At 68.1% G+C, this 26,918-nt stretch carries 28 protein-coding genes; 11 read left to right on the top strand and 17 right to left on the bottom strand.

What is annotated here, in order from left to right; translation table 11 throughout:
• Nucleotides 1–34: 34 nt before the first annotated feature.
• Complete coding sequence (locus V6K52_RS18045; protein WP_353951498.1) at nucleotides 35–211, bottom strand: hypothetical protein; 177 nt, start codon at nucleotides 209–211, stop codon at nucleotides 35–37.
• Between the two features lie 138 nt (nucleotides 212–349).
• On the opposite strand from V6K52_RS18045, the gene V6K52_RS18040 reads away from it, so the two are divergent.
• Nucleotides 350–847, top strand: a complete 498-nt coding sequence (locus tag V6K52_RS18040) for a hemerythrin domain-containing protein (protein WP_353951497.1) — start codon at nucleotides 350–352, stop codon at nucleotides 845–847.
• Nucleotides 848–851: 4 nt separating this feature from the next.
• Complete coding sequence (locus V6K52_RS18035) at nucleotides 852–1,502, top strand: DUF2231 domain-containing protein (protein ID WP_353951496.1); 651 nt, start codon at nucleotides 852–854, stop codon at nucleotides 1,500–1,502.
• A gap of 15 nt (nucleotides 1,503–1,517) precedes the next feature.
• Here V6K52_RS18035 and V6K52_RS18030 read toward each other — a convergent pair whose 3' ends face one another.
• On the bottom strand, nucleotides 1,518–2,360 hold the full coding sequence (locus V6K52_RS18030; protein ID WP_353951495.1) for a phytanoyl-CoA dioxygenase family protein: 843 nt from the start codon (nucleotides 2,358–2,360) through the stop codon (nucleotides 1,518–1,520).
• A gap of 154 nt (nucleotides 2,361–2,514) precedes the next feature.
• Nucleotides 2,515–3,816 (bottom strand): ArgE/DapE family deacylase, encoded by a 1,302-nt coding sequence (locus V6K52_RS18025; protein ID WP_353951494.1) that lies wholly within the window; start codon nucleotides 3,814–3,816, stop codon nucleotides 2,515–2,517.
• A 101-nt stretch (nucleotides 3,817–3,917) separates the two neighbouring features.
• Here V6K52_RS18025 and V6K52_RS18020 point away from each other — a divergent pair, with 101 nt between their 5' ends.
• Complete coding sequence (locus V6K52_RS18020; protein WP_353951493.1) at nucleotides 3,918–4,379, top strand: Lrp/AsnC family transcriptional regulator; 462 nt, start codon at nucleotides 3,918–3,920, stop codon at nucleotides 4,377–4,379.
• A gap of 79 nt (nucleotides 4,380–4,458) precedes the next feature.
• On the opposite strand, the gene V6K52_RS18015 is transcribed toward V6K52_RS18020, so the two are convergent.
• Nucleotides 4,459–5,520 (bottom strand): hypothetical protein, encoded by a 1,062-nt coding sequence (locus V6K52_RS18015; RefSeq protein ID WP_353951492.1) that lies wholly within the window; start codon nucleotides 5,518–5,520, stop codon nucleotides 4,459–4,461.
• A 109-nt stretch (nucleotides 5,521–5,629) separates the two neighbouring features.
• Here V6K52_RS18015 and V6K52_RS18010 point away from each other — a divergent pair, with 109 nt between their 5' ends.
• A complete protein-coding gene (locus tag V6K52_RS18010) occupies nucleotides 5,630–6,487 on the top strand; it encodes an alpha/beta fold hydrolase (RefSeq protein WP_353951491.1) in 858 nt (285 codons plus the stop codon).
• A gap of 206 nt (nucleotides 6,488–6,693) precedes the next feature.
• On the top strand, nucleotides 6,694–7,404 hold the full coding sequence (locus V6K52_RS18005; protein ID WP_353951490.1) for a L,D-transpeptidase family protein: 711 nt from the start codon (nucleotides 6,694–6,696) through the stop codon (nucleotides 7,402–7,404).
• 6 nt (nucleotides 7,405–7,410) lie between these two features.
• Here the strand turns inward: V6K52_RS18005 and V6K52_RS18000 are convergent, their stop codons facing one another.
• Genes V6K52_RS18000 through V6K52_RS17990 form a run of 3 tightly spaced genes read right to left on the bottom strand, consistent with a single transcriptional unit; the run spans nucleotide 7,411 to nucleotide 10,171 of the window.
• Nucleotides 7,411–8,502 (bottom strand): SLC13 family permease, encoded by a 1,092-nt coding sequence (locus V6K52_RS18000; RefSeq protein WP_353951489.1) that lies wholly within the window; start codon nucleotides 8,500–8,502, stop codon nucleotides 7,411–7,413.
• Entirely contained in the window at nucleotides 8,499–9,722 is a 1,224-nt protein-coding gene (lhgO, locus tag V6K52_RS17995; protein WP_353953805.1) for an L-2-hydroxyglutarate oxidase, read from the bottom strand. Before lhgO ends, V6K52_RS18000 begins: the two co-directional genes overlap by 4 nt.
• Before the next feature lie 5 nt (nucleotides 9,723–9,727).
• Nucleotides 9,728–10,171: a MerR family transcriptional regulator gene (locus V6K52_RS17990; RefSeq protein ID WP_353951488.1), complete on the bottom strand. Its 444-nt coding sequence runs from the start codon at nucleotides 10,169–10,171 to the stop codon at nucleotides 9,728–9,730.
• 71 nt (nucleotides 10,172–10,242) lie between these two features.
• Between V6K52_RS17990 and V6K52_RS17985 the strand changes: the two genes are divergently transcribed.
• Complete coding sequence (locus V6K52_RS17985; RefSeq protein WP_353951487.1) at nucleotides 10,243–11,349, top strand: DNA polymerase IV; 1,107 nt, start codon at nucleotides 10,243–10,245, stop codon at nucleotides 11,347–11,349.
• A gap of 100 nt (nucleotides 11,350–11,449) precedes the next feature.
• Here V6K52_RS17985 and V6K52_RS17980 read toward each other — a convergent pair whose 3' ends face one another.
• A complete protein-coding gene (locus tag V6K52_RS17980) occupies nucleotides 11,450–12,709 on the bottom strand; it encodes an MFS transporter (RefSeq protein WP_353951486.1) in 1,260 nt (419 codons plus the stop codon).
• A gap of 110 nt (nucleotides 12,710–12,819) precedes the next feature.
• On the opposite strand from V6K52_RS17980, the gene V6K52_RS17975 reads away from it, so the two are divergent.
• On the top strand, nucleotides 12,820–13,722 hold the full coding sequence (locus tag V6K52_RS17975) for an NAD(P)/FAD-dependent oxidoreductase (RefSeq protein WP_353951485.1): 903 nt from the start codon (nucleotides 12,820–12,822) through the stop codon (nucleotides 13,720–13,722).
• 119 nt (nucleotides 13,723–13,841) lie between these two features.
• On the opposite strand, the gene V6K52_RS17970 is transcribed toward V6K52_RS17975, so the two are convergent.
• The 3 genes from V6K52_RS17970 to V6K52_RS17960 all read right to left on the bottom strand — a co-directional run bounded on the left by V6K52_RS17970 (nucleotide 13,842) and on the right by V6K52_RS17960 (nucleotide 16,711).
• Entirely contained in the window at nucleotides 13,842–14,381 is a 540-nt protein-coding gene (locus V6K52_RS17970; RefSeq protein ID WP_353951484.1) for a VOC family protein, read from the bottom strand.
• Between the two features lie 58 nt (nucleotides 14,382–14,439).
• Nucleotides 14,440–15,912, bottom strand: a complete 1,473-nt coding sequence (locus V6K52_RS17965) for a PepSY domain-containing protein (RefSeq protein ID WP_353951483.1) — start codon at nucleotides 15,910–15,912, stop codon at nucleotides 14,440–14,442.
• Nucleotides 15,913–16,006: 94 nt separating this feature from the next.
• Nucleotides 16,007–16,711: a hypothetical protein gene (locus V6K52_RS17960; protein ID WP_353951482.1), complete on the bottom strand. Its 705-nt coding sequence runs from the start codon at nucleotides 16,709–16,711 to the stop codon at nucleotides 16,007–16,009.
• A gap of 107 nt (nucleotides 16,712–16,818) precedes the next feature.
• Between V6K52_RS17960 and V6K52_RS17955 the strand changes: the two genes are divergently transcribed.
• The gene (locus V6K52_RS17955) at nucleotides 16,819–18,114 is read left to right on the top strand and encodes a hypothetical protein (protein ID WP_353951481.1); all 1,296 of its coding nucleotides are present in this window, start codon (nucleotides 16,819–16,821) and stop codon (nucleotides 18,112–18,114) included.
• Here V6K52_RS17955 and V6K52_RS17950 read toward each other — a convergent pair.
• The 5 genes from V6K52_RS17950 to V6K52_RS17930 all read right to left on the bottom strand — a co-directional run bounded on the left by V6K52_RS17950 (nucleotide 18,092) and on the right by V6K52_RS17930 (nucleotide 22,382).
• Nucleotides 18,092–18,772 carry a hypothetical protein gene (locus tag V6K52_RS17950; RefSeq protein WP_353951480.1) on the bottom strand — a complete coding sequence of 227 codons (681 nt, stop codon included), beginning with the start codon at nucleotides 18,770–18,772 and terminating at the stop codon, nucleotides 18,092–18,094. The two genes, V6K52_RS17955 and V6K52_RS17950, sit on opposite strands and share 23 nt — an antisense overlap.
• A complete protein-coding gene (locus V6K52_RS17945) occupies nucleotides 18,769–19,368 on the bottom strand; it encodes a hypothetical protein (RefSeq protein WP_353951479.1) in 600 nt (199 codons plus the stop codon). The genes V6K52_RS17950 and V6K52_RS17945 overlap by 4 nt, the downstream gene beginning before the upstream one ends.
• Nucleotides 19,365–19,973 carry a hypothetical protein gene (locus V6K52_RS17940; protein WP_353951478.1) on the bottom strand — a complete coding sequence of 203 codons (609 nt, stop codon included), beginning with the start codon at nucleotides 19,971–19,973 and terminating at the stop codon, nucleotides 19,365–19,367. The genes V6K52_RS17945 and V6K52_RS17940 overlap by 4 nt, the downstream gene beginning before the upstream one ends.
• A 79-nt stretch (nucleotides 19,974–20,052) precedes the next feature.
• Entirely contained in the window at nucleotides 20,053–20,778 is a 726-nt protein-coding gene (locus tag V6K52_RS17935; RefSeq protein WP_353951477.1) for an SDR family NAD(P)-dependent oxidoreductase, read from the bottom strand.
• Between the two features lie 53 nt (nucleotides 20,779–20,831).
• Nucleotides 20,832–22,382, bottom strand: a complete 1,551-nt coding sequence (locus tag V6K52_RS17930; protein WP_353951476.1) for an MFS transporter — start codon at nucleotides 22,380–22,382, stop codon at nucleotides 20,832–20,834.
• On the opposite strand from V6K52_RS17930, the gene V6K52_RS17925 reads away from it, so the two are divergent.
• Nucleotides 22,381–23,247 carry a helix-turn-helix transcriptional regulator gene (locus V6K52_RS17925; protein ID WP_353951475.1) on the top strand — a complete coding sequence of 289 codons (867 nt, stop codon included), beginning with the start codon at nucleotides 22,381–22,383 and terminating at the stop codon, nucleotides 23,245–23,247. The genes V6K52_RS17930 and V6K52_RS17925 overlap by 2 nt on opposite strands.
• Nucleotides 23,248–23,286: 39 nt before the next feature.
• Here the strand turns inward: V6K52_RS17925 and V6K52_RS17920 are convergent, their stop codons facing one another.
• Nucleotides 23,287–24,060, bottom strand: coding sequence for an SDR family oxidoreductase (locus V6K52_RS17920; protein ID WP_353951474.1), 774 nt, complete (start codon nucleotides 24,058–24,060; stop codon nucleotides 23,287–23,289).
• 239 nt (nucleotides 24,061–24,299) lie between these two features.
• On the opposite strand from V6K52_RS17920, the gene dnaK reads away from it, so the two are divergent.
• The gene (gene dnaK / locus V6K52_RS17915) at nucleotides 24,300–26,204 is read left to right on the top strand and encodes a molecular chaperone DnaK (protein ID WP_353953804.1); all 1,905 of its coding nucleotides are present in this window, start codon (nucleotides 24,300–24,302) and stop codon (nucleotides 26,202–26,204) included.
• Nucleotides 26,201–26,866, top strand: coding sequence for a nucleotide exchange factor GrpE (grpE, locus tag V6K52_RS17910; protein ID WP_353951473.1), 666 nt, complete (start codon nucleotides 26,201–26,203; stop codon nucleotides 26,864–26,866). The genes dnaK and grpE overlap by 4 nt, the downstream gene beginning before the upstream one ends.
• Nucleotides 26,867–26,918: the final 52 nt, after the last annotated feature.

Raw genomic sequence — 26,918 nt, 5'->3', positions numbered from 1 at the left:
ATAGTCGCGCTGTGGCGTGTGCCTACGCTGCGCGCTAAATCGCTAGCTCGTGTGGCAGCCTGCCGTTCGACACGAAGCACAGGAGCCGGCCGAGGTCGCTGCGGAAGTAGGTGGTCAGCCTGCCGTCGTCGAGGTTCGTCGAGACACGGGCCACCGCAGTGTCCCCGTTCACCTTCGGTTCCTCATCAAGGACGCTCCACGCCTCAGCCACAAGAGGACGCTACCCAGAACCGCACGGACGTGTTGCGTTGAGCGCCTCGTCCCGCGTTTCGGTCCCTCAGTCGCGGGGTACGTCGTGAGTGATCGGCGGCTCAACCGACCTGCCCGACAAGTGCCTTGAGGAGACCCCATGTCGCAGGACGCCATTGTCATGTTGAAGGCAGACCACAAGGAGGTCCGTGCCCTGTTCCGCGAGTTCCAGAAGTCCACGACGACCGACGCTCGCAAGGGCAAGCTCGTGGAGCAGATCATCGAGCTGCTCACGGTGCACACCTACATCGAGAACGAAGTCATGTACCCACGGGTGCGCGAGCTCCTCCCCGAGTTGGAGGACGACGTGCTCGAGTCCTACGAGGAGCACCACGTCGCCGACCTGCTCGTCATGGAGCTCGTGACGATGACCCCCAAGGACGAGCGCTTCGAGGCGAAGACGACGGTGCTCATCGAGAACGTCACGCACCACATGGAGGAAGAGGAAGACGACTGGTTCCCCAAGGTCCGCGAGGGCCTGTCCCGCGCCCGACTGCGCGAGATCGGGGCCGAGCTCGCTGAAGCAAAAGAGGGGGCACCTCGCCGCCCGGAGCAGCCGAGCGCACTCAAGAAGACCGTCGACGCAGTGCTGTCCTGACGCCATGGAACCTCATGCCAAGACGGACACCGCGGGCCGCACCCTCCCGACCACGCCGTCCCTCGTCGCCGCCACCCAGCGCCTCGAACAGAACGCGGGCCTCGACCGCCTGCGCACCGTCTATGCAGTGGCTGCCAAACCTCTGGACCGATGGTCGGGCAGCGAGTTGCTCCGCTCCGGAGTCATCGGCCACGCCCTGCATCCGCTGCTGACCGACGTGCCGCTCGGGTGCTGGACGGCGGCGTCGATCCTCGACCTCCGTGGCCGCCCGGAGGATCGTGGCGCGAGCCGACGACTGGTCGGCGTCGGCCTGGCTGCCGTCGGGCCCACCGCCCTCACCGGCTTGGCGGAGTGGTCACGCACGGGCCGCGAGGCGCAGCGCGTCGGCGCACTCCACGGCGCACTCAATGTCGTGGCGACCACCCTCTACCTCACCTCATGGGTGGCACGCGGGCGACGCCGCCACGGCCTGGGCGTCGCCACGGCGCTGGCCGGAGCCGCGGTCGCCGGCGCCTCCGGCTACCTCGGTGGCCACCTCACGACCGCGCGCAAGGTCGGCAGTCGCGACCCGGCATACGCAGTCGACCAGGTCGAGAACGCCCTTGACGCGAAGAGCGAGCCTCGCCGCACTGGAGGCACGGACTTCGCGATCTGAGGAGGCGCGCGCCGATCAGTCGTCCGTGGCACCCATGACGAGACCCTCGATGTCGTGCTTCTGGACGATCGGCTCCAGCGTCTCCACGACGCGCGCATCAAGGTGCTGGCGCGCCTCCTCGGGGAGGCTGTCCCAGAAGGGCTGGGTGACCATGAGGTCGTGCAGTTCGGCGTGTCCCGCGCCGGGCGCATCGACTCCGAGCACCACCACTGGCCTGGCGAGCTCGCTGTGGTTTGCGGTTCCTCGATGCAGCGTCAGTGCCGAGCGCGCCGAGATGTCGCCTCGCTGCGGCATGCGCAGCTGCGACATCTCCTTGAAGCGCGGCCACTCTGATTTGGGCGGGAACATCTGGTGTGGCCAGTCCAGGCCGGCTTCGTACTGCGTGCCGGGGGCGATCTGGAAGGGGCCCATGTCCGCAGTGGTGTCGACCGTGCTGATGTTGAACGCCAAGGAAGTCAGGCGGCGCTGGCCATGTGTCTCCACAGGAGACGGGAAGTCGCGGTGCCACGGCTGGTCAGCGGACCGCGGGAACGGGATGTCGAACCCGATCTCGACGATCTCGTAGTCCGGCCCGAGGACGGACTCGCAGATCCCGGTCACCCACGGGTGGGTGACCAGGTCGACGAAGCCGTCGAGCTGTTCGGGGTGGACCTCGACGTACCACCGTTGCGGTCCCCGCCCGATGGCTCCGCCCTCGCGGTGACGGGCCTCCTCGAACGCAGCCAGGACGTCACTGTGGAGGCGGTCCACCCACGCGACATCGAAGGCCCCTCGTCGCGCCACGATCCCCTCGCGCGACAGCTGCTCAAGATCATCGGGCGATGCGGGTGCGTGCCTGCCGGGCGCTGTGGACGTCATGCGCTGAACCACTTTCTTTCCCGAGACGAGCCGCGTTGCCCGTGCCTCGAACGATTCTCCCAGCGTAGGGAGACCGTCAAGAGGCAACCTGGCCGTGACCCGGGAACGTGACGGCCCGGCATACCCACTGAGTTCACCGGTGGGGTCCGTAGAGCTAGGCAACTGCTCCTGACGCCGCACGCAGCAGCGCGACGGTGAGGGTCTCCGCGACCTGCACCACCTCGCGCAGATCGACTTCCTCGCGAGGGGAGTGCGCCACCTGGGCGTTGCCGGGGCCGTAGTGCAGCGTGGGGACGCCCGCGCCGGAGTACAGGCGGAGGTCGCTGCCATAGGGGACGCCGCGCGGCTGACGAGGCGTCATCGCTCCGACGGAGTCCAGGGCTCCCCCGAGGAGGCCGAGGAGTGACTCGCCCTCGACGAGGCGTCCGCTGGCGTACTGCCCACCCGTCCAGCTCACCGTGGGTGGGTGATGGCGCAACCACTCGTCGCTCTGGGCGGTGAGCTGAATCGCCTCTTCAAGGGCGGCCCTTGCCTCAGCAGGATCCTCGTCGAGTGCCACGCCCAAACGCCCTTCGGCCACGAGCAGGTCAGGAACCGAACTGGCCCAGTCGCCGCACCGGACCCGACCGATCGAGATGGGGTACGCCACCGGGAGCCCGCCCATGAGTGGGTCGACGGTCTCGTTGCGCCTGCGCTCGAGGTCACCGAGTGCCTCGAGGAAGGGAACGAAGTGGTGCAGGGCACTGCGTCCGGCGTATGCCGTGCTGCCGTGAGTCGCGACCCCGCCGACCCGAATCTCGAACGTCAGCGCTCCGCCCGCCGCGGTCACGATGCCGCCGGAGGTCGGTTCGGTGATGATGCACGCCTCGGCCAGGTGTCCCCGACGAAGCGTCGCGAAGGCGCCGAGTCCGCCGTCCTCTTCTCCGATCGCGAAGTGGAGTCCGATGGGTCGGGCGGTGGGCAGTCCCACCCGCTGCGCCGCCCGAACTGCTGCCAGGTTGGCCACGAGCCCGGCCTTCATGTCACACGCCCCGCGGCCGAGCACGCGAGCGCCGTCGAACCGCGGGACGTATGGGTCGCCCCTCCACTTGTCGAGATCGCCCGAGGGGACGACATCGACGTGGCCCTGCAGGACGAGCGAGGGCACCCCCGGGCCGCTGGTGGCGACAAGTCCCCATGCTTCTGAACGGTCGACCTCCTCACCGGGGAAGGCTGGGTCCGCTCGGAGGGTGTCGAGGTCCGCTCGCCACAGGTCGACCTCGAGCCCGCACTCGTCGAGGCGCCGGGCGAGGACGTGCTGGATCTCGCACTCCGCGTCGGATCCCGAAACGCTGGGCATGCCGATCAGCGTCACCAGCTCGGACCGGATCTCGTCGGGGTCGATCGTGTCCAGCGCCCGGCGTTCGACGTCACTGAGGTCGGTGGTCCGGATCGCGGCGGTGTCCTGAATGGCCATGACTTCACGGTAGGCAACAGACTGGCGCAACGTCATGCTCCATTCCTTGCGCCCGGCCGCACATCATTGCGTTTCCGCCCGGGCTGGTGGACGATCGTTGTGTGCCCCACGACTTCAGGCCCGATGGGATCGACGACCTCATCCTCGGCTCGCTCTCCGCCGACGCCCGACGCAGCTTCGCCTCGATCGGCCTCGAGGTCGGTCTCTCGACGGCGGCAGTGAAGCGTCGTGTCGACAGGTTGCGCAGAGCCGGCGTGATCACCGGGTTCACGGTCCTCATCGACCAAAAGCGACTCGGCCGCCCGATCGAGGCACTCGTCGAGCTGCACACAGACGGTGTCCTCGGGGTGGACCGCCTGCGCCGCGCGCTCGGCCCCATTGCCGAGATCGTCGAGGCCGTCACTGTCACCGGAGACGCGGACACGATCGTCCGGCTGGTGGCCGCCGACACCGACCGGCTGGAGGCTGCCGTCCAGGCCCTGCGCGCCATCCCCAGCGTGCGCAAGACCGAGACCAATATCGTGCTCTCGCACCTGATCAGCCGGAGCTCGACGGCCTTCTGACCTTCGCCAACGGGAACCGGGCCGTCACCCGCGAAGGTGACGACCCGGCATACCCACTGAAGTCAGGTGTGCGACAACCTCACCAGACGAGACTGCGCAACGTCTCTGTGTTGGCGACGTGGAGGTTGCGGATGTCGTCGATCCGACCATCCTCGAACTCCGCCGCTCCGCTCTCGTTGAGCAGATAGGTGGTGCCGTTGTGGCCGACGAGCTCCTGGGTCATCGCCACCGACTGGAAGCACTTGTACTTGACGGAGGTGAATTCCTCACCCGACTCATAGCCCCGCCGGACGACATAGATGTTGCCGCGGTAATCGCGGAATCGTGAGGTCGAGAAGATCCAGGTGTCACTGAGGACGAGCACGCCCTGCGCCTTGGTCGGGATCTCGATCGGGCCCCACTGCGTGTCCTGGATGAGGTCGCCGTCCGGCTGGATCTCGTAGCGGAACATGCGTCCGCGACGGTCCTTGATCTTGTTGTGGAACCCGCCGTAGAGGTAGCCGCCGTCGATGTCGAAGAAGCTCACATCGGTCACTGAGGCGGTCGGCGTGCCTCCGCCGAGCTCGCGCCTGGAGCTGTCCGTGAAGGCTTCACGGATCCGCTCCACCGGGTAGCGCAGGATGCGCTTGTTGTTCTTCTGGACATAGACCCATCCCTTGTGGACCTTGACGCCGCCGGCGTGCGAGCCCTCGGGAAGCATCGCGTAACCCTGCACGTTCCCTGCCGCGTCCATGCCGTAGAGGAGGCCACGGTTGGTCTCCTCCTCGTTCTCTTCGGTGTCCGGGTCGTCGGAGTAGTGCATGCCGACGAGGAAGAGGTCTTCGGTGCCGGGACCTCCGCGCCAGTTCTCCCACATGCCGAGGCCCTGGGGGGTGTAGTTGTCGAGGAAATGGTCGGTGCTCGTCTGCGACTGGTCGAAGTAGAGGTCGTAGGCCGCGCTGACCTTCGCCCCGCCGAACGAGTCGGATGTCTCGTCCTCGTCGCAGACTGCCGGGATCCTCGGCTTCTCGGGCTTGTCCGCGGAGGCCTGGCTGGTGAGGCCTGATTGTGGTGTGGCGACGAGCATCGCGCCGGTCAGTGCCAGGGTGCCGAGCACAGCCGCGGCGACCCGGGCACGCACCCGGTGGTTGGTGGTGGTCATGGTGATGGTTTCCCTCCCGTGGCCGCATCGTTGCGGCCTCTGCGGTGAACCTAGGGCCGCCCGCCGGGTGTGGCAATGGGGAGGGGTGCCCACGACATACGGTGCTCTCGTGGATCACGTGAGCGACCTGGACCTGCCCGGTGGGGGACACACCTCGATCATCGGAGTCGACGGTGGAGGAGCGGGCGACCCTGTCGTGGTCCTGCTGCCCGCCCTGGGTGTGGCTGCCGGCTACTACGGACCGTTCGCGGCGGCCCTCGCCGCTGAAGGTGTGGCAGTCCTGTCGGCCGACTTCCCGGGGCAGGGCGTGAGTCGCCCGCTCGCGAGCAGACGCAACGACTTCGGGTATGCCGCAGTGTCCGATGACGTCGTCGCCGCCACTGTCGCTGTGGCCCAGGAGCGCTATGCCGGAAGGCCGCTCGCGTTCATCGGCCACTCCTTCGGTGGTCAGGTCGCGATGGTCCACCTCGCGACGCACGCCTCAGCGGTGAGGGCGCTCGTGCTCATCGGGTCGGGCTCGCCCTATTGGCGCGGCTTCCCGAAGCGGCTCAAGCTGCTCGCCCAGACGCAGACCCTGGGTGCCGTGGCCTTCGTGCGGGGTCACTGGCCGGGTGACCGGCTCGGCTTCGGTGGGCGTCAGCCGCGGCAGCTGATGCGTGAATGGGCGCGCTTCGCCCGACGCGGTGAGCTCGGCATCGAGCGCGGCAAGGCGGTTGCTGAACCAGACTTCTCGCGCGTGAACCTTCCCGTGCTCGCGATCACCCTCGACAACGACTCGCTGGCACCGCAGGGTTCCGTCGACAACCTCGCCGACAAGCTCACCAATGCCCAGGTGGAGCACCGCTTCGTGACACGACCGGCAGGCGAGGGCGGCCCGGCGTTCGACCATTTCGTGTGGGCCCGTCACCCCGGCGCGTTCGCCACCGAGATCGCGGCATGGGTGCGTCAGGCGATCCGGGTCCACTGACGTCGACTCGAGCGCTCGCGAGCCGGACGGCATACGCGCGTGTATCTGAGCGGGACGTGACGACTCCTGTTGGGTGACGCCGTCGGGTCGCATCCGGACTCGTCGTGACTTCGAGCTTCTCGAGGTGACGCCGCAACCTCGTGGAGGGCTCGCGCGTCTTCACTGCACAGGCAAGACGGGCTCGACGAAAGCAGGGGTGCTTGGCGATGGACGACAACGGAAAACTGGTCACGCGGCGCGTGACCCTGACGGCAGCAGCAGGGGCCGGACTCCTCGGCCTGGCGGCGATGGGCGCCGCGCCAGCCGACGCGGCGACGCGACCCACGCTCCGGCGTGGGTCCTCCGGCGCGCCCGTTGTGGCGCTGCAGCGACGGCTGGGCGAGCTGACCTACTGGTGCGGGAGCGCCGATGGATCCTTCGGACACCTGACCCAGCAGGCGGTGTGGGCCCTGCAGAAGGTCGGCCACGTCTCTCGTGACGGCGTTGTCGGCCCGACGACCTGGGGGCTGCTCGACCGTGGCGTCAGGGCCAACCCTCGCACCACCTCCGGGACGGTGATCGAGTGTGACCTCGCCGAGAACACGCTCATGCTCGTCCAGGGCGGCCGGCTGCGCTACACGCTCAACACGAGCACCGGCAGCGGGGAGCGCTACTACTCGCGCGGGGCGTGGCGCACGGCCTACACCCCCAAGGGTCAGTTCTCGGTCTACTGGCGCTACACCTCCGGCTGGCAGTACGGGTCACTCGGCGCCATGTGGCGACCGGCGTACTTCAAGAATGGCTGGGCCATCCACGGGTCGACGTCGATCCCGCCCTACCCGGCCTCGCACGGCTGCCTCCGGGTGAGCACCTCGGCGATGGACAAGCTGTATGCCGAGGGCTGGCCGGTCGTCGGGCGCAAGGTCTGGGTCTATTGAGTCGGGTCACGACAGGCTGAGCGCGATGAGGGCGGCCGACACGGCTGCGGCCGCGCACAGGAGGCTGCGGACGGCATACGGCCAGGCGTCCACGGTGAGCCCGGCGCGACGGCACCGGTCCCGCCACAACAGGGTCGCGAGCGATCCCCACACGGTGACGATGGAGCCGGCGTTGACGCCGATGAGCAGGGCCATGAGCCGAGCGGGGGAGCCATCGGCCACGGGCTCGAGGGCGAGGTAGGCCGGCAGGTTGTTGACGACGTTGGCGCTCACCGCCCCGACAGCGCCCATGCGCCAGAGTCCACCCTCGTCGCCACTGCCGACGAGGGTGGAGAGCGCGGGCTCGAGGCCGTGGCGCATCGCGATGTCGACGACGACGAAGAGGGCGCACACGGCGAGCACCATGAGCCACGGCACCTGGACCGTTCGCAGTTTGGGGCGCCAGCGCCATGCGAGTGCGGCCAGGAGGACGACCGCGCCGATGACGGCGGGGATCGCGGGGGTGACGCCGCTGACGAATGCCGGCCCGAGGGCGATGCAGACACCGCCGGCGATCCGGAGCAGGACCCGGTCATGGGGAGCGGCTGGTGGGTCCGGCGCATATCGCGTGAGCAGCTCGCGGCGATGAAGCACGAACAGCACGACCACGGTGGCGATGATCGCAGCAAGGGCAGGACGCCAGGCGAGGGCGATGTATTCGTGCGTCCCCACCCCCAGTTGCGAGAACCGGTGCAGCGCAATGAGGTTGGACAGGTTCGACACGGGGAGCAGCAGTGACGCGGTGTTGGCGAGCCACACGGTGGTCAGGGCGAACGGCATGGCCGCGATGCCCAACTGGCGGGTCATAGCGATGACGACCGGGGTGAGCAACACGGCGGTCGTGTCGATGCTCAGGACGATCGTGCAGGCAACAGCGAGGACGACCACGAGGATCCAGAGCAGCCAGGTGCGGTGCCGCCCGGCCCGCGACGTCCAGTGCGCCGCGACGTCGAACACTCCGGCGATCTCCGCCACCTCCGCGACGACGGTCATGGCAATGAGGAAGACCATGACCGGGCCGATGCGGGCGGCAAGATCGAGCAGCTCCTGGCCGTTCACGCGGGCGCCGTCGCCAGGTCGACGATGTGCTCCGCGATGGGGAAGGCAGACGTGGCAGCGGGTGACGGCGCGTTGCACACGTGCACGGTGCGGTCGGTCGAACGGATGAGGAAGTCGTGGACGAGAGTGCCGTCCCGCAGGACTGCCTGCGCGCGTATGCCGGCAGGCTCGGGAAGCAGGTCGTCGATCGTGAGCTCGGGGCAGTAGCGGCGCACCAGGTCGAGATAGCCACGGCGACGCCACGAGTCGCGCTGCTCCGTGAGCCCGGTGCGCCAATGCGCGCGGGCCACCTGCCACATCCCCGGGAAGCGGGCGAAGGCCGTCACGTCGCGCACGTTGAGCGAGCCCTTGCGATATCCCTCGCGACTGAAACCGAGGACGGCGTTGGGCCCGACGGTGATGCCGCCGTCGATGGTTCGGGTGAGGTGCACGCCGAGGAAGGGCAGGTCGGGGTCGGGCACGGGATAGATGAGCGCGTCGATGAGGTCCCTTCGGGAGGCGGGCAGCCGGTAGTACTCCCCACGGAAGGGCACGATCTGGAATGCCTCGGCGCCCTGGTTGAGACCCGACATCGCCGCGAGCCGGTCGGCCTGGAGGCCTGCGCAGACGATGACCTGGCGCGCGGACTCGACTCTCTCCCAACGGTTTGTGTCACGCGTTTCGACCGCGGTCACCGTCACCGACGTGGGTGTCTCGTCGATCGCGGTGACTGCCGTGGAGGTGCGGACCACGCCACCGGCGGCCGAGATGTCGGAGGCGAGGGCACGGCATACGCCGGGGTAGTCCGTGATCCCGGTGGCGTGGACGTGGAGGGCGGCCAGCCCGGTGATGTGCGGCTCGCGCTCGCGCAGGGCGTCGCCGCTCAAGGGCGTGACGCTGAGTTCGTTGGCGCGGGCGCGCACAGTCAACTCCTCGAGCCGCCGGACTTCCACGGCAGTCGTCGCAACGACGAGCTTCCCGGTGTCGGAGAACGGGATTCGCTTCTCCGCGCAATACTCCCGAGTTCGCGCGGCACCCTCGCGACAGAAGCGGGCCTTGAGGCTGCCGGGTGCGTAGTAGACACCCGCGTGGATCACGCCGCTGTTGTGCCCGCTCTGGTGCTGACCGACCTCGGACTCCTTCTCGGCGACGAGGACGTCAGCCCCCGGTCGCCTGCGGAGGATCTCGTGTGCCGTCGCGAGACCGACGATCCCGCCTCCGACGACGATGACGTCGCGCATCGCCGTCACGAGGTCGTGACCTCGAAGTGCGCGCGCCCGTCGATGACGTCCTGCACGGCTGCGACGAACCGGGGGCAGGCGGTGATGTCGTGGGCGCGGCACCGGAGGGCGTGCTCGGTCATCTCGCGGGACCGCTCCAACGCAAGCATCCGCTCCTCGAGGTCGCGCAGGTGTCCCTCGAGGACCTCGTGCCGGTCCTGGGCCTCGGCGTCGAGAAGGACCCGGATCTGCTCGAGGGTCATGCCTGCCAGCTTGTTGCGCTGGATGATGGCGATCCGCACGAGCTCGTCCTGTCCGTAGCGGCGATAGCCCGATGCATCGCGCCGCGGGTCGAGCAGGCCGATGGACTCCCAATGGCGCAGGACGTGTGTGGGCAGGTCGAAGCGGCTCGCGAGGTCGCTGATCGTCCAGTTCTCGTCGACCGTCTTCGTGTTCTGGGTCGTCGCCATGCGTGCACCTGCCTTCATGTTCACCTGAACGTACTCCTGCCACTGTCCGTGCCACACGGCACACTGGAGACATGGCCCGATGGGTGCTCCACGTCGACCTCGACCAGTTCATCGCGGCGGTCGAGATCCTGCGCCGCCCCGAGCTGGCCGGGCTGCCCGTCGTCGTCGGTGGCCGCGGCGACCCGACCGAACGGGCCGTCGTCTCGACGGCGTCCTACGAGGCGCGTGTGTTCGGTGTCCATTCGGGTATGCCGCTCAAGCTCGCCGTGCGCAAGATACCCGACGCCGTCTTCCTTCCCGTCGATGGTCCGGCCTACGACGCGGCGTCGGCCGTCGTCATGGAGACGGTTCGCGCTCACCCGGGCGCGGTGGTCCAGGTGCTCGGTTGGGACGAGGCGTTCGTCGGCATCTCGACTCCTGGCGAGCACGTGCAGGAGGCGGTGGCGCACGCCGAGGCGATTCGCGCCGAGGTTCTCGAGGCATCACAACTGCACTGCTCGGTGGGCGTCGGCGACACGACCGTGCGCGCCAAGATCGCGACGGACTTCGGCAAGCCGCAGGGCACGTTCGTCCTCACTCGCGACAACTGGTTCGAGGTCATGGGGGAGCGGCCGACCACTGCGTTGTGGGGAGTCGGCAACCGGATTGCCGCGCGCCTCGCGACGCACGGATACGAGTCGGTCCAGCAGCTCGCCGACGGCGATGACGAGGTGCTCACCGCCGAGTTCGGCCCCCGCATGGGACCGCACTACGGCCGACTCGGTCGCGGGCTCGGCGCGACCGTCATCGACGACACTCCCTGGATCGCGCGCGCCCATGGTCGCGAGACGACCTACCAGACCAACCTCGTGGAACCTGCCGAGATCGAGGCGGCGCTGTTGTCCCTCTCGGAGCAGGTCGTCGAGGACATTCGCCGTGAGGGCCGGGCCTGCGCGCGGGTGCATCTCAAGGTGAGGTTCGCCCCGTTCTTCACCACGACCCGGATCCGCAAGCTGCCCGAGCCGACGTTCGACTCGACCGTCATCGCGGCCACGGCGATCGAGCTCTTGCGCGGACTCGAGGACGACCGGCCGATCCGGCTGCTCGGCGTCCGGGCCGAGATGGTCCCGCCCGAGGGTGGTTACGAGCAGCCCCGCACCACCGGCCGCGGCGGCCCTGCCGCCAACCCACCTTCCTGACCTGTGCGTTTCTCACCCAATTCCCCCAAAAATCACGGATACGCCGAAGAACAGTGAGTAACAGGGATTGGGCGAGAAACTCACTCAGGGGTGGGTGGGGTCAGGTTGCTGGGGCTTCCGCTGTCGCTGGGGCGGCGTGGCGGTCGAGGTGGCGTTCGGCAGCTCTGGCCGCGGGGTGGGACAGCACGGCTGCGGTCACGGCGATGACCGCGATGACGGCCCATCCAGGCGGCCCCCACGACAGCGCAAGGAACGTGTAGAGCGCGGGGAAGATAATTGGCTGGATCTGGTAGCCCAGACCCCAGACGCCCTGGTAGTCACCGAGTCGACGCGGGTCTGACAGCTCCGAGGTGAAGCCCCAGTCGGCCGCCGATTGCCACAGTTCGGCGCCGGTGATGGTGATGTGGCCGATCCAAATGAGCACGATCGACACCCAGCCGATCGTCTCGTGGGTGACGCTGATGACGGCGCACGACAGGACAAAAGCCAGACCCGAAAGATTCACGGCGCGCAGCGACCCATTCACCGTTTCCGCCCCACGCGACGCCCGCACCTGGAGCAAGACGGCCAGCACAGTGTTGGTTCCAAAGAGCCACGCCAGCAGGGCCCGAGGGGCATCCGTCTGCTCGACGAGCCACAGAGGCACGACGACGTTGAGCAGCACCTGGTTGGACTGGAGCACGCCGTTGCAGATGGCGAGGCCGACGAAGCCCACGTTCTTGAGCGCGGCCGGTGACACATGTCCCTCCGACCCGGCCGCCGCATGGGCCGAGCGTTGGATGGCCGGGAGGAACGAGACCATCACGGAGTTGATGACGAGCAGCGCAGCCGTGATCAACGGGACGGCGATGATCGCTTCACGGGAGCCGATGCCCAGCGCCACGCCAGCGGTTCCGGCGCCGAGGGTGTAGCCGACGTTGCGCGCTGCCCGCTGATAGGCCAGGGCCCGCACTCGCGTCTCGCGGGGGAAGACCTCGATCCGATAGACGTTGCGCGCCGACCGTCCGGCGTTCTCCACGGAGGCAAGCACCGCCAACAGCACCACGAAGGCCACGAACCCGCTCACCAGCGGCCAGGCGACATAGAGCAGCGCCTCCACGATCGCGCTCGCCACCCACAGCTTCTTGGCTCCCACGACGTCGGTCAGCCGCCCCAGCGGCATGGACAGGGCCAGGGTCACGGCGGCCGCGATCGACATTCCGAGCCCGACCTGCGCTCCGGTGAGGCCGACGATCTGGGTGAAGAAGACCGCCGTTCCTGTGAGGAAGGACCCGGTCGCGAACGCCGAGAGCACGCTCTGCACCGCCAGGTCGCGCTCGAGCTTTGTAGGCGGAACGATCGACCGCCACCATTTGGTCACCACAAGTACCCTCCAAAAGTATCTTGACATCAAGATATATGCTGGCTCCGGAGAGTGCCACAGAATTTCCGGCTTGCCTTCAGGTCAACCTGAAGGTTCAGCATCGGATCATGACGACTTCACATCAGCACACCGACATCGCGATCATCGGCGGCGGCCCCGCCGGACTCCAGGCCGCTCTCACGGCCGGGCGCGTCCGCCGCCAGGTCACGCTCTTCGACGACGGCACCTACCGCAACGCCACCGTGAGCCACATGCACAACGTGCTCACCCACGACGGCACCCCACCCGCAGACTTCCGCGCGGCCGGACGACGTGAGCTCACGGCATACGACACCGTCTCGGTTCGCGAAGAGCGCGTCGAGACGATCGAGCGCGACGGCGACGACTTCCGTCTCACCCTCGCGAGTGGTGACGTTCTTTCGGCGTATGCCGTGGTGCTCGCCACCGGTGTCCGCGACGAGCTTCCGCTCATCCCGGGTCTTCAGGAAATCTGGGGAGACCTTGCGGCGCAGTGCCCGTTCTGCCACGCGTTCGAGTTCGCGGGTCAGCGGATCGGCATCATCGGCGCGGCTGCGGCGGGCAACTACACGGCGCTGATGGGACCGGTCGCGGGTGAGTTCGTCGTCTTCGCGGAGGGCCAGGACGTGCCTGAGGGCGTCACCCTCGATGTGCCTGTCGTCGACGCCCGGATGGCTGCTGTCGAGCGCGTTGGTGATGGACTGCGGGTGACGCTCGACGACGGTTCGACCGAAGACGTTGCCGTGCTCTTCGTCGTGCCGACCCTGCACCAATCCGCGCCATTTGCCGAGCAGTTGGGCCTTGATCTCAATCCGTCAGGGGCCGTGCGGATCGACGAGTTCGGTCGCACGAGCGTGCCCGGAGTGACAGCTGGTGGTGACCTCGCCCATCTGGCGGCGTTCCCGATGCCGATGGCCTCGGTCGTCATGGCATCGGCCGGTGGACAGCTCGCAGGCCACTCCGCCATCGCCGGGCTCCTTGCCCGCGGCTGACTCGCCCCGGGCCTGGCCGAGCCGCACCACCTAGTCCTTGTCGATGTCGGCCTGGAGCTCGGCGACCATGGTGTGAGCTGCCTCGAGTTCGGCGGGCGAGGCACCTTCTGAGTGGCGCTTCAACCCACTCGTGACGGCCCGCAGTGCGGCCTTGTCGTCGAGCTGAAGTCGCGGAAGATCCGGGCGTTGTCGAGGGCCTTGGCCAGGCCGGTGAGGTGCGCGGCGCCGCCGTGCTCGACGTCCTCGGGGATGTCCCGCTGGATGAAGATCAGCGAGTTGCCAGACGCGTCGACCAGGGTGAAACGTGAGGCGCCCGGCCGGTAGCGGGTGATGCGCGGGCGCCCCTTGACGAGCACCTCGCCGAACGCCGCGCGCATGGTCGCGGAGAGGTCCGCGTGCATTGCCGCGACGTCGTCGACGATGACGAGGCAGCACCCGACGTCCTCGTTCTCGGTGTCAGCACCCTTGGGGACGCGGCTGAAATGCAGCCCGAAGCCGCGGCCCTCGACCGCGACATAGACATAGGGCTTGACCTGGCGATAGGTCGTGCGGAACCCGAGCGCCTCATAGAAGTCGACGAGCTCATCGACGTCGCGGACGGCCATGACCGGGACAGTCATCGGGACGGTCGTTGTGCCAGGAAGTGCAGAGTCGGCCATGATCCCGATCCTCGCACCGCGAGGCCGCGCTCGCACATGGCGAGCGCGGCCAGGAGGGTCAGCGCGAGGTCGCCCCGAACAGGCGTCGGGTGGCGGTTAGGCGCGACAGCACCAACCTGTCGAGGAGCAGGACGATGGCCAAGGACACACCCATCACCGGGAGGAAGACCCCCAACGCCACGATCCCGACGGCGAGAGCGGGACTGGCGGCGAGCGGCATACGCCCTCGCGGAGCGCCCACCGAACCCGAGCCGCGCGGACGGCGACGCCACCACATGAGCGGCCCGGTGATGCACGACGCGATGACCGCGAGGCAGAACAGGGTCGTGAGCACCATGTTGAGCGTCCCGAACCGACGGCCCTCGTGGAGTGCAATGCCCTGCGAGACAACCTTGGCCAGACCGGGGTAGTCGTCGTAGCCATAGGTGCTCGCGACGTCCCCGCCGTACTGGTCGACGTGGACGGTGCGTTCCTTGGTGGGGTCGTTGAACGCGTAGCCGATCGCCGAGAACACCCCCTCGTCGTCAGCCGGCAGCGCCACCGTCATCGGTCGAGCCAAACCCTCGTGGGCGCCCACTGTGATGGCCGTGTCGACGTTGGCGATGGAGACCTCACCGTCTGCCTGTGGTGGCTTCGGGGAGGTCGGCACCGGTGTCTTCTCCTGCGCCCACGGGACGACGTGATGGCTGTGGGGGAGGGACTCGTCGAGCGTCGACGTCGGGTTCGAGAGCGCGCCATGGTCGTCGGGCCACATCGACGTCCCCGCGCCCGTCACGAGCTTCTGCACCTGAGCACCCCAGACCCCGGTCCACGGCAGGCCGGAGACGATGAGGAGCAGCAGGCCGACGCCCATGACCGATCCGATGCGAGCGTGTGTGGATCGCAGCATCGCTGAGCGAACACCCCTGTCCCGCTGGCGTTTTCGCGCCCGCCGACCCTTGAGGAAGAGGTAGTAGCCGGTGATCGCCATGACGATCGCCCAGCACGCACCCAGCTCCATGACGAGGTCGCCGATGCGTCCGCCCATGAGGTCGGCGTGCAGTCGGATCGCCCTCCCGCTGAGGGTGGTGTCGGGGTTGAGGTCGCCGAGCACCTCTGCCGTATAGGGATTGACGAAGACGTCGCGGGTCTCGTCGCTCGGCGTGGTGAGGGTGAAGCGGGTGCTCTGGTCTGGCGCCCCCGGCTCGGTCATCGAGACGATCGTGTCGTCAGGATGTGCGGTAGCGGCATTGAACCGTTGCATCTCATAGGGCAGCGCCGGCTGTCCGACGCTGGCCTCGACACGCATGAGGTCACCGTGCAGGGCCGGCTCGATCTTGAACCGGAAGAGATAGACCAGTCCCGTGATGGCAAGGACGAGCAGGACCGGGATGACGACGACGGAGGCATAGAAGTGCCAGCGCCAGAACGCTCGAAACAATCCGGTATGCCGTCCGCGAGAGTTCGTCTTTCCCGTCACCTTCGCGACGGGGTCGGCCTGGGCAGCTGGGCTGGTGGGGCTCGGTGGGGTCGGGTCGTCGATGACGGACATGGCAGTGGTTCCTCACATGACAAAGGGCGATGCGCACGGGTGCGCCGCTCGACCCGGCGATGTCGCCGGGGAGCAAGAAGGTTCGGGGGTGCGCTCAGGCAGCGCAGGGTCGCGGCGGTCCGCGACGGCACGGCGCGGGGGAACGCCAGAGATCGAGCATGGCCGGCGGCGGCGCGGAGCCACTGTCGCCGGGTCGTGGGAGCCGGCGCAGGAGGGCGGCAAGGTCGAAGGCAACAGGGACGGACGCCAGTTGCGTCACGAGGGCCGCGAAGCGCGGGATGGCACGTGCGTGACCGTGCTGAAGGGCCCGGACCCCGGCCCAACCCGACTCGGCCCGGGTGAGCAGGGCGGCGACGAGGACAGCTGCGCAGAGGTGGGCGACCACCATGGTCGGTGACGGCATGAGCGCGTGGCCGGACTCGACGGCGTGGGAGGACGCGGCCACGTGCTGCCGGTTCCCCGCCGCTGGGTGGATGGCGTGTCCGTTGCCGAGGGCCCCAGCGAGCTGAGCGGTGGGGCGCACCGGCGCACCGTGGCCCGGCGAGGTCAGGCTCAGGACCGCGTGGGTGACGAGCTGTTGCACGAGCAGGAGGGGGCCATGACGGGTGAGCCGGAAAGCGTTGCGGCACAACGGCATACTCACGATTGTCAGGAACGCGCCCACGGCAAGACAGGAGGCGACTCCGGGAGCAGTGCCGCCTGCCGCGAGGTGAGCCAGGGCGGCGAGTGACACGGCGAACCAGCTCAGCGCCAGGGCGCGCACGACTTCGGTCGCCCGGTCCGGCTCAGCTGAAGTCACGCGGTGAACCTATCCGAGTGCAGAACCGGCCGCTTGGCTCGGCTGAATGGATATGCTCCGGTCGTCAGGGTGAGTGTCCGGTGGGGACAGGAAGTTCGGGGTGGCCAGTGAACGACGAGATGCGCGTCAGGGACATCCCGGCTGTGCTCGTGTCGGCGGCGCGGATCCTGCGTCGCTACTGGGCGCCCTTCATCGTCATCGCCTGCCTGGGGCTCGCGGTCCGCAGCGGCGCCCTCTGGATCGCCGTCGAGGTCAGTGACCACAACGCGTTCATCGCGCAGCTCATCCTCGTCATCGCGCCGCTGGGGTTCCTGCTCGCCATGATCGTGATGCTCTACATGACACGCGGCGCGCTCCCCAACGTCGCGGAACTGTCGCAGCGAGAAGCGCGCCAGGCGACCACCGAGAAGCGCGAGATGCGCCTCGTCGACGTCGCGGTCTCGGTGCTCGTGCCCTTCCTCGCGGTCTACGTGTCCTACGGGCTGCTCAAGGAGGACCTCTACCGGTTCACCAACGAGGCAGCCTATGACGAGTTCAACCAGTTCAGCCTGGACGGCCCTGCCGACATCGATTTCGTGAGTCGGCTCGCAATCTATGACTGGCAGGTCGTCCTTGCGATCGTGGGCATCGCGTGGGTCCTGCGCTTCGCCCTCGGCAAGATCGAGAGCGTGACCCGCTTCCTCTGGCTCGCCTTCATCGGAGCGCTCGTCGAGGTCTACTACACGTCCCAGGTGGCTCAGAAGGTCGCCGAGATCCGGGAGGTGGGCGTCGCGTGGGTGCAGGACCGGCGGGCCTCCCAGCTCGTCCTCGAGCGCTATGACCAGGCTGTCTCGACGCTGGGCCCGCTGGCCAGCCCGGTCGACAGCGTGACGGCCTGGCTGTTCGGACTCCTCGGCGCAATCGATGCGGTTGTCATCGTGCCGCTGGCCTGGCTCACCGTCGGCGCAGTCGTCCTCGGGCACAAGCTCTCTCCGCCGGAGAGTCCTGAGTCACAGCCGAACCCGCGCTGGGAGCGCATTCCGGCGCCCGTGCGCCGCTACGGAGGTGGGCTCCTCGGCGACGTGCGTGAGCGCTGGTCGGCGTTCTGGAACGGCCTGCGGATGATGGCGACGGCAGGGCTGTTGCCGATGCTCACCTTCTGCCTGGCGTTCCTCCTCGTCATCCGCATCCCGTGGCTCGTGGGTCAGGTGCTGCGGCTCGCCATCGGCCCGCAGCAGACGGACAACTGGATGGCGATCTCGCCGATGGAGAAGTCGATCGGTCTCGCGATCACGATGGTGCTCGCCGCTGCCCTGCTTGCCGCCGCCATCGACTGGCTGCTCGGCCCGAAGCTCGCGCCGAGTTCTTCGGGAGACCCTCAGCCTTCGACTGTCCGAGAGGTCAGCGCGGAAGCCGGAGCGTGACGTAGTCCGGGTTCTCGAACGAGATCCGCAGTTCGACGAACCGCGCATCCTCCGGAACCGCGATCGCCGGAGACGTCGACCACTCCCGCGGACGGGGCTGCTCGTCCTGGGGGGTGGCTCCGCGCGCGTCCTTCTGCAGCACGGCGAGGCTCGGCCCGGGTGTCTCTTCCGGCACGCAGACCGTGGTTCGGGGGCCGATGCCGTCGAAAAGGCCGCCCACCCTGTATTGCCGACCCTCATCATCGATCAACGTGACGGCGCAACCCTTGAGCACCTGGTCGGGGGCGGCCGAGAAGTCGAGGTTGACGGTCCGCGCGACCATCCCGGTTGGGAGGGTGAGTTCGTCTCCAGAGTTGTCCTCGTATGCCGGGACCGCACCTCCCAGCCCAGCGAACCTCACCGAGTAGCTGCGGGTGGTGTCACCGTGGACGTCGGCGTATTCCTCCGTGACCTTGGCCCACTCGTCGGGATCGGCGCTCGCCAACTCGTGGTGCAGACCCGACTGATACCAGAACACGGGGACGCGATAGCCGGACGCAGCGAGCATGGCAACGATGGCGACGGGGACGGCGGCGATCCACCAACGGCTGGGCCGGGGCGGGCCTGGAGCGGGCGTGGTCTGGGGCTCGGACACGGATGGAGGCGCGGTCGCGGTCATCGGGATGCCTTCTCGGGCGGCACTGCGCCGCTCTGCTTGACGTTGACGGCGTCCTTCTGTGCCCACAACGCGTCGACCTCGGACGCCGAGATGCCGAGGTCGATGTCGGCCAGGTCGTCCCGGCGGAACTCGGACTCGTGCGTGTCCCACGCGCCGCGGGTGGCGAAGAGCCGCGCACCGGTCAGGGCGTGCTGGGGGATGTCGAAGCAGATGCTGGCGTAGGCGCGCACACCGGTGGACAGATTGGCGCTTGTGGCGCACTCGCTGCCGCGGTTTGTCGCGACGTAGCGACGGTCCTGTCCATCGACGAGGAAGAACCCCGCCATCACCACCGGCTCATTGCGCGCGACGAGCTCGGTGTCGACGACGAGCCATCGCCCGCCCGCCGCCGAGGCCGGGTTGCCCATGATCGTGGGAGTCACGTGGAAGCCGGTGACGATCACATCGGCGTATTCGAGCGCCACGCTCTCACCCACGACGCTGTGGTGGACAAACGGCTTGTCGACTGCCTCGTCCAGCGGCACGTGGTCGGTGATGAGGCGGCCGAGTCCCATGGCGGCGATGACGAACGCAGCGGTCGCGATGCTGCGCCTCATGTCTTCCTCACCACGGGGAGCGTGCCCTGCCACTGGATCTCGTCGCGCCCGATCCAGGCGTTCGGGTTGAGCGTCTGCCTGTCCTCCACGCGGAACTCCACGAGGTTCGCACTCACCTGAGCGGAGTCGCCCTGCCATCCGCCGGACGTCGTCCACGTGATGGCCAGCCGGTAGGTGACGCCCGGGTTGAACGTCCGCGGTTGGGTGCCGTCCTCGACGAAGTAGAGCTCGGGTTGCTCGGACACCGTCACGTCTCCGCCGGTGAGGTGAAGGTTCTGGGTGAGGGTCCCGGCATACTCCGGCCGTTCACCCGTGAGGGTGACCTCGGCGTCGAGGAGGATGAGGCGCTCCGGCGGCTTGGGCTTGACCGCTGGTGCGAGGTCGGGGATCTCGACAACCTGGTCGATGACGACCTTGTAGGGGCCGACCATGATCGGCTGGTCCAGCTTGAGGGTGTCGGCCGGGGTCTCCGGCACGCTGGTCAGGCCGCCGAAGGGAGCGCTCGCGAGGAGCGCAGCGGCCATCCCCCCGCCGACCTTCTGCGTGGTCGGACGACCACGAACGAAGCTGCCCGCTCGCCGCAGGACCCCGGTGTTCTCCCCCATGGCATGGATTCTAGGGACAGGTGATGCCCAGCGACGCGCAAGTGGCCGTATGCCGTTGAGATGTCCGCGTCACTCCTCCTCACCAGGCGACCGGTCCGGCGGCGTCGATGAAGGTTCCCGACGCTGCTCCTGCGGGCAGAGTTGCCGCGGTGACGATCGGTGCGGCTGCTTGGGCGGCGGTGAGTGGCGCCTGTTCGTGGTTGATCGGGGTCAGGTCGGTCTGCACGAACCCTGGGCAGACGGACGTCACCTTGATCGAGGTGGCAGCCAATTGCTTGGCCAGGGCGATCGTGACGTTGTTCAGGGCGGCCTTGGAGCTTCGGTATGCCGGCAGGGCCATGGAGTAGTAGGGAGAGTCCGGATCGATCTGGTCGGTCAGCGACCCCATGGTCGAGGTGACGTTGACGATGCGACCGGCGGGCGAGTTCCGGAGCAGGGGCAGGAATGCCTCGAGGACGCCGACAGGGCCGAGGAGGTTCGTCGCGTAGGTGCGGCGGAACATCTCGAGGTCGACCTCCTCGGCCGGGTCGGTGTTGGTGGCTTCGGGAAGGATGCCGGCGTTGTTGACCAGCACGTCCAACGCGCCGTGGGAACGGGTGACCTGCTCAGCGGCTGCAGCGATGGAGGCGGAGTCGGTGACGTCGAGTTGGACGCTCACCGCTCCATGCCCGATGTGCTGTGCTGCCGTCTCACCCGCGGCTGCATTCCTCGCTGCCACGATGACGGTCATGCCCTGTTCAGCGAGCTGTTGGGCAACGGCCCGGCCGAGGCCGCGGTTCGCTCCGGTGATCAATGCTGTCTTCACGGGTGGACTCCTGTGCGTTGGGTGATGTGCGCCCGGAATCGGCGCACTCTTCATCAACGGCGCAGGCGTCGTTCGTGTGAGCCCGCGCGAGCGAATGCGGCGCCCAGGAGGGCGGCGGTGAGGAGGGCCACGCCAGCGTTGACACCGATGGCGAGTCGCAATCCCGGGACGGTGGTCGTCGATGCTTGGCTGGCGACGATCGCGGACATCACCGGTGTGCCCAAGGTGATGCCGACCTGTTGGCTCATGGTGACCAGTCCGGTCGCCAGCCCCTGCTGCTCCGAAGGGACACCGTTCGTTGCCGTGACGACATAGCCGACGATGGCCACGAGGTTGGCGACACCACCGATGAACGTGGTGATCAGCAGCGGGATCAGCCACGCCCGGTTGTCGCCGACCAAAGCCAGCGGGGCAGTGGCTGCGGCCTGGAGGACGAAGCCGGCAATGATCGCGTTCTTGGATCCGAGTCTCGCGATGACACGAGGCGCGACCAGGCCGCCGAGGACCGTGCCGATACCCAGGACGGCGAGGCTGAGCCCCGCGCTGACGGCGCTGTAGCCAAGGACGTCCTGCAGATAGAGGGTGAGCAGGAAGACCAATGAGGTCTCGGTCGCGAAGGCGAGGAGTCCGGCGATGTTGCCCCACGCCACATTGCTGCGTCGGAGCAGAGCTGGCTGGATGAGTGGGTCGGCGACGCGCGACTCGATCCTCCAGAACCAGCCGAACAGTGCGACCGAACCCGCGATCGGCAGCCACGCTCCGGTGGCGGTCCAGCCCGACTGTCCGGCAGTGGTGATTCCGTAGACGAGTGCGACCAGGGCGAGGGTCACGGTGATCGCACCCGGTGCATCCAGCCGCGGACGGTTCCCGGCCCGGACGTCGGTGAGCGCCCGGGGTGCCGCGATGAGGACGGCGACGGCGATGAGGACGTTGATGAAGAAGGCCCAACGCCAGCTGACCACGCCGGTCAGGAGGCCCCCAAGAACCGCACCCGTCGTGAACCCGGCCGCCATGAGGGCGCCGTTGAGGCCGAGCGCCCGGGAGCGGGCCCGGCCCTCGGGGAACATCGCGGTCAGGAGGGACAGGGCGGCTGGTGTGACCATGGCGGTGGCGGTTCCCTGGGCGACCCGGGCAGCGAGGAGCAGGACGGGCTCTTGGGCCAGACCTCCGACCATGGATGAGACACCCAGCAGGGTGATGCCGGCGACGAACAGGCGCTTGCGGCCGAGGACATCCGCCACGCGGCCGAAGAACAGGGTGAATCCGGCGGCACACAGGGCGAACGAGGTGACGATCCACTGCAGGTTGCTGGTCGCGAAGCCGAGGTCGGCACCGATGTGGGGGAGGGCGACATTGAGGATCGAGAAGTCCACCGCCAGGGTGAAGTTCGCGGTGAGCAGCACGGCCAGGCCTGCGCGTTGGCGCGAGGTCAGTCGATCATTGTGGGTCGCGTCGAGGGGTGTGGGTTCTGCGCGTTCGGACAGTTGCGAGGGACTCATGAGACCCACGCTCACACCCGCCCGCAGGCCCAGCCAGACCTCTGGTTTGCCTACCCCCGGCAGGGGCAGGCTCCCGCCGGGCAGATCGAGGACACTGGTGGACATGGAGACTCCCGTGCGCACTGTCGGCCGTCCGCCGGTCACCGAGCTGGGGGAGTTCCTGCGGTCTCGTCGGGATGCGTTGTCCCCGGAGTCGGCTGGCGTGCGGGGCTACGGTCGCCGACGTGTGCCGGGTCTGAGGCGGGAGGAGCTGGCGCACCTTGCCGGTGTGTCCGTGACCTACCTGACCCGGTTGGAGCAGGGCCAGTCCCAGAACGCCTCTGACGCAGTGATCGACGCGTTGGCCCGCGCGTTGCAGCTCGATCCCGACGAGCGCGCTCACCTGTTTGCCCTGGCCCACCCTGCCCCGGCCAAACCTCGCCGTGCGGCCAGGCCAGAAACCGCCAAGCCCGGGGCCCAGCAGCTGCTGCACTCGATGACCGAGACCCCAGCGCTGCTCCTCGGGCGATTCAACGACATCCTCGCGTGGAATCGGCTCGGCCATCTGCTCCTCGCCGGCCACCTCGATTTCACGGCGCCGACGCGAGCAGGCCTGCGTCCCAACCAGATTCGTCTCATGTTCCTTGACCCCCACACCCGCGAGTTGCATCGCGACTGGGCCACGGAGGCCGCGCTGGCCGTGTCATCGATCCGCTTCGTCGCCGCGCAGTTCCCGGACGATCGTCGGCTGGCCGAGTTGATCGGCGAGCTGAGTCTCAACAGCCCTGAGTTCGCGTCGTTGTGGGCCAAGCACGCCGTGAAGCTGTGCACCAGTGGCACCAAGCGGTTCCATCACCCACAGGTCGGCGACCTCGATCTCGACTACGAGGTGCTGCATCTGCCGGAGGGCAGCGGACAGCGACTGCTCACCTACACGGCCCAGCCGGACAGTCCTTCGTTGGCTGGGCTGCGACTGCTCGCGACGACCTGACCCATACCAAGCCGGTGAAGGCACCATCAGATCTGAGGATCAGACCTTGCGGTGCCCGGTGAGCAGTCCGCCGTCCACCGGGAGCGCGTGGCCGGTGATCCAGCTCGCATCGCGGGACGCGAGGAACGCGACTGCGGCAGCGATGTCATCGGGTTCGCCCACCCGACCCAACGGATAGAACGGCACCATCCGGTCGGCGCCACCCTCCTGGTTGTCCCAGACGCGGGTGCGGATGGTGCCCGGCACCACCGCGTTGACCCGAATGCCGGCCGGGCCGAGCTGGGCGGCAAGGTTCTGGGTGAGCGACAGCAGCCCCAGCTTTGCCGCCGAGTAGGGCTCGCCCCCGAGCGCGAGCAGCGCGTTGACCGAACTCACCGAGACGATCGCCGGGTGGTTCTCGCTGCGGCGGAGGTGGGGCAGCGCCGCGCGGATGCAGCGGACTGCGCTCATCAGGTTGAGCTCCAGCACCTGGGACCACATGTCGTCGCCGACCTGCTCGAAGTCGTCGTGCGGGACACCCCCACCGGCGGTGTTGACCAGGACGTCGAGGCCACCGAGGCGATCAGCCACGGTCGCGAGGCCGGCTCGGACGGAGTCGTCGTCGGTGACGTCCAGCTCGACCGCGAGGTGCTCGTCGCTCGGGCCACCGAGGGCCGTGACCACCTCGCGAGCCGTCGCGATGTCGAGGTCGGTCACCCCGACGCGAGCCCCCTCGTCGGCTAGCCGCTGCGCGCACGCCCGGCCGATGCCGTGCGCGCCCCCGGTGATGAGGACCCGCGAGCCGGTGAATCGAGGACCTTGTTCGTGAGTCATGGTCTTCACCCTGCCATCGCAGGCTGGGGTTCTGGCCTGACTCGCAGAGGTCCGTGCCTACGAAATCCACGAGTCGACCAAGAGGGCGGAGATCAGTTTTCGTGCGGGGGAACAACGAGCCGGGGTCAAGAGTTGAGTCGAGTGAACGCAAGTTTGGAAGCACGGATTTGCCATACGGCATACACCGTCCTAACTTGAGTGAAAGCAACTCAACTCCCTACGTCAAGGAGAACCCCACCATGGCCCGTGCAGTCGGTATCGACCTCGGAACCACCAACTCAGCAGTCGCCGTCCTCGAGGGTGGCGAGCCCACGATCATCGCGAACTCCGAAGGTGGGCGCACGACCCCGTCGGTCGTCGCCTTCACCAAGGGCGGAGAGGTCCTCGTCGGAGAGATCGCCAAGCGTCAGGCCGTGACCAACGCCGACCGCACACTGCGCTCCGTCAAGCGCCACATCGGCACCGACTGGAGCAGCGAGGACATCGACGGCAAGAAGTACAACGCGCAGGAGATCAGCGCCCGCACGCTCCAGAAGCTCAAGCGCGACGCCGAGGCCTACCTCGGTGAGCCCGTCACCGACGCGGTCATCACCGTCCCCGCCTACTTCGACGACGCCGAGCGTCAGGCCACCAAGGAGGCCGGCGAGATCGCGGGCCTCAACGTCCTGCGGATCGTCAACGAGCCGACCGCTGCGGCCCTGGCCTACGGCCTCGACAAGGGCAAGGAGGACGAGCTCATCCTCGTCTTCGACCTCGGTGGTGGCACCTTCGACGTGTCCCTCCTCGAGGTCGGCAAGGACCCGGAGGACGGCTTCGCCACCATCCAGGTCCGCGCGACCAGCGGTGACAACCAGCTTGGTGGTGACGACTGGGACGACCGCGTCGTCCAGCACCTCCTCACCATCGTCAAGAACAACACCGGTGTCGACCTGTCCAAGGACAAGATCGCGATGCAGCGTCTGCGCGACGCCGCCGAGCAGGCCAAGAAGGAGCTCTCCTCGGCCAGCTCGACCAACATCTCGATGCAGTACCTCTCGATGAGCGAGAACGGCCCGATCCACCTCGACGAGACGCTGACCCGCGCGCAGTTCGAGCAGATGACCAAGGACCTGCTCGACCGCACCAAGCAGCCGTTCCAGAACGTCATCAAGGACGCCGGCATCAACGTCGCCGACATCGACCACGTGGTCCTCGTCGGTGGCTCGACCCGCATGCCCTCCGTGACGTCACTCGTCAAGGAACTCACCGGTGGCAAGGACCCCAACAAGGGTGTCAACCCCGACGAGGTCGTGGCGCTCGGCGCTGCCCTCCAGGCCGGTGTCCTCAAGGGTGAGCGCAAGGACGTCCTCCTCATCGACGTCACGCCGCTCTCGCTCGGCATCGAGACCAAGGGTGGGCTCTTCACCAAGCTCATCGAGCGCAACACCGCGATCCCGACCAAGCGCTCCGAGGTGTTCTCGACCGCTGAGGACAACCAGCCCAGCGTTCTCATCCAGGTCTTTCAGGGTGAGCGGGAGATCGCTCAGCAGAACAAGGCGCTCGGCACGTTCGAGCTCTCCGGCATCGCGCCCGCCCCGCGTGGCGTCCCGCAGGTCGAGGTCACCTTCGACATCGACGCCAACGGCATCGTCCACGTGACGGCCAAGGACCGTGGCACCGGCAAGGAGCAGAAGATCACCATCTCGGGCGGCAGCGCGCTGTCCAAGGAGGAGATCGAGCGCATGGTCAAGGACGCCGAGGCCCACGCCGACGAGGACAAGCTTCGCCGCGAGGAGACCGAGACCCGCAACCAGGCCGAGTCCCTCGTCTTCTCGACCGAGAAGTTCCTCGCCGAGTCCGGTGACAAGCTCAGCGACGACGCCCGCAAGCCCGTCGACGAGGCGCTCGTCGCCCTCAAGGACGCCCTCAAGCCCGAGGCAGAGACGTCGCGCGAGGACATCCAGTCCAAGATCGACACCCTCAACGAGGAGTCCCAGAAGATGGGGGCTGCCATGTATGCCGCGGCGGCCGAGCAGGGTGAGTCCGGCGACGGTTCGACGGGCGAGGGCACCGAAGGCGCCCCGGCCGACGACGCTGCGTCCGATGAGGACGTCGTGGACGCCGAGGTCGTCGAGGACGACGACACCGACCAGGACAAGAAGTGACAGACGCTCGTATGCCGGGTGAGGGCGAGGTCTTCGACGGCGAGATCGTTGATGAGGAGTCGGAGACGGCCGCTGACGCGACTGCCGAGGACACCGAGTCTGACGCGATCAACACCGAGTCGATCAACGACGGTGAGGAGGTGGCCCCGGCGCAGGCCGGGGCCACCACCCCCGCGTTCGCTCCGGCGCCCGCGGTCGATGACAGCACCGAGCACCCCGACACGGCGCTCGCGGCGCAGCGGCTCGATGACCTCCAGCGACTCAATGCGGAGTACGTCAACTACAAGCGGCGTGTCGATCGTGACCGGGCGAGTGTCCAGGAGCGAGCGGTGCGTGACGTCCTGGAGTCGGTGCTCCCAGTGCTCGATGACATCCAGCTGGCGCGCAATCACGGCGACCTCACCGACGGTCCGTTCGCGGCGATCGCCGACAAGCTCGAGGCCAGCCTCGGCAAGTTCGGGCTGACCCGCTTCGGCGGCGTCGGTGAGACCTTCGACCCGATGCAGCACGAGGCCCTGATGCACGCCGCGTGGGACGCCTCCAACCCGGAGCTGCCCACCGACGCGACGGCCACCACGGTGGTTCAGGTGCTCCAGCCCGGCTACCGCACCGGCGACCAGGTCCTCCGCCCCGCGCGGGTGGCCGTCGCCGATCCTGAATGACACGGTGTGAGCGGACGGTGTGGTTCAACACGAGCACCGTTGTCTCGCAACG

The organism is Knoellia sp. S7-12, from assembly GCF_040518285.1.
Lineage (GTDB): Bacteria > Actinomycetota > Actinomycetes > Actinomycetales > Dermatophilaceae > Knoellia.
Note: the sequence above shows the minus strand (reverse complement) of the source record. Positions and strands in the feature narration are given on the sequence as shown.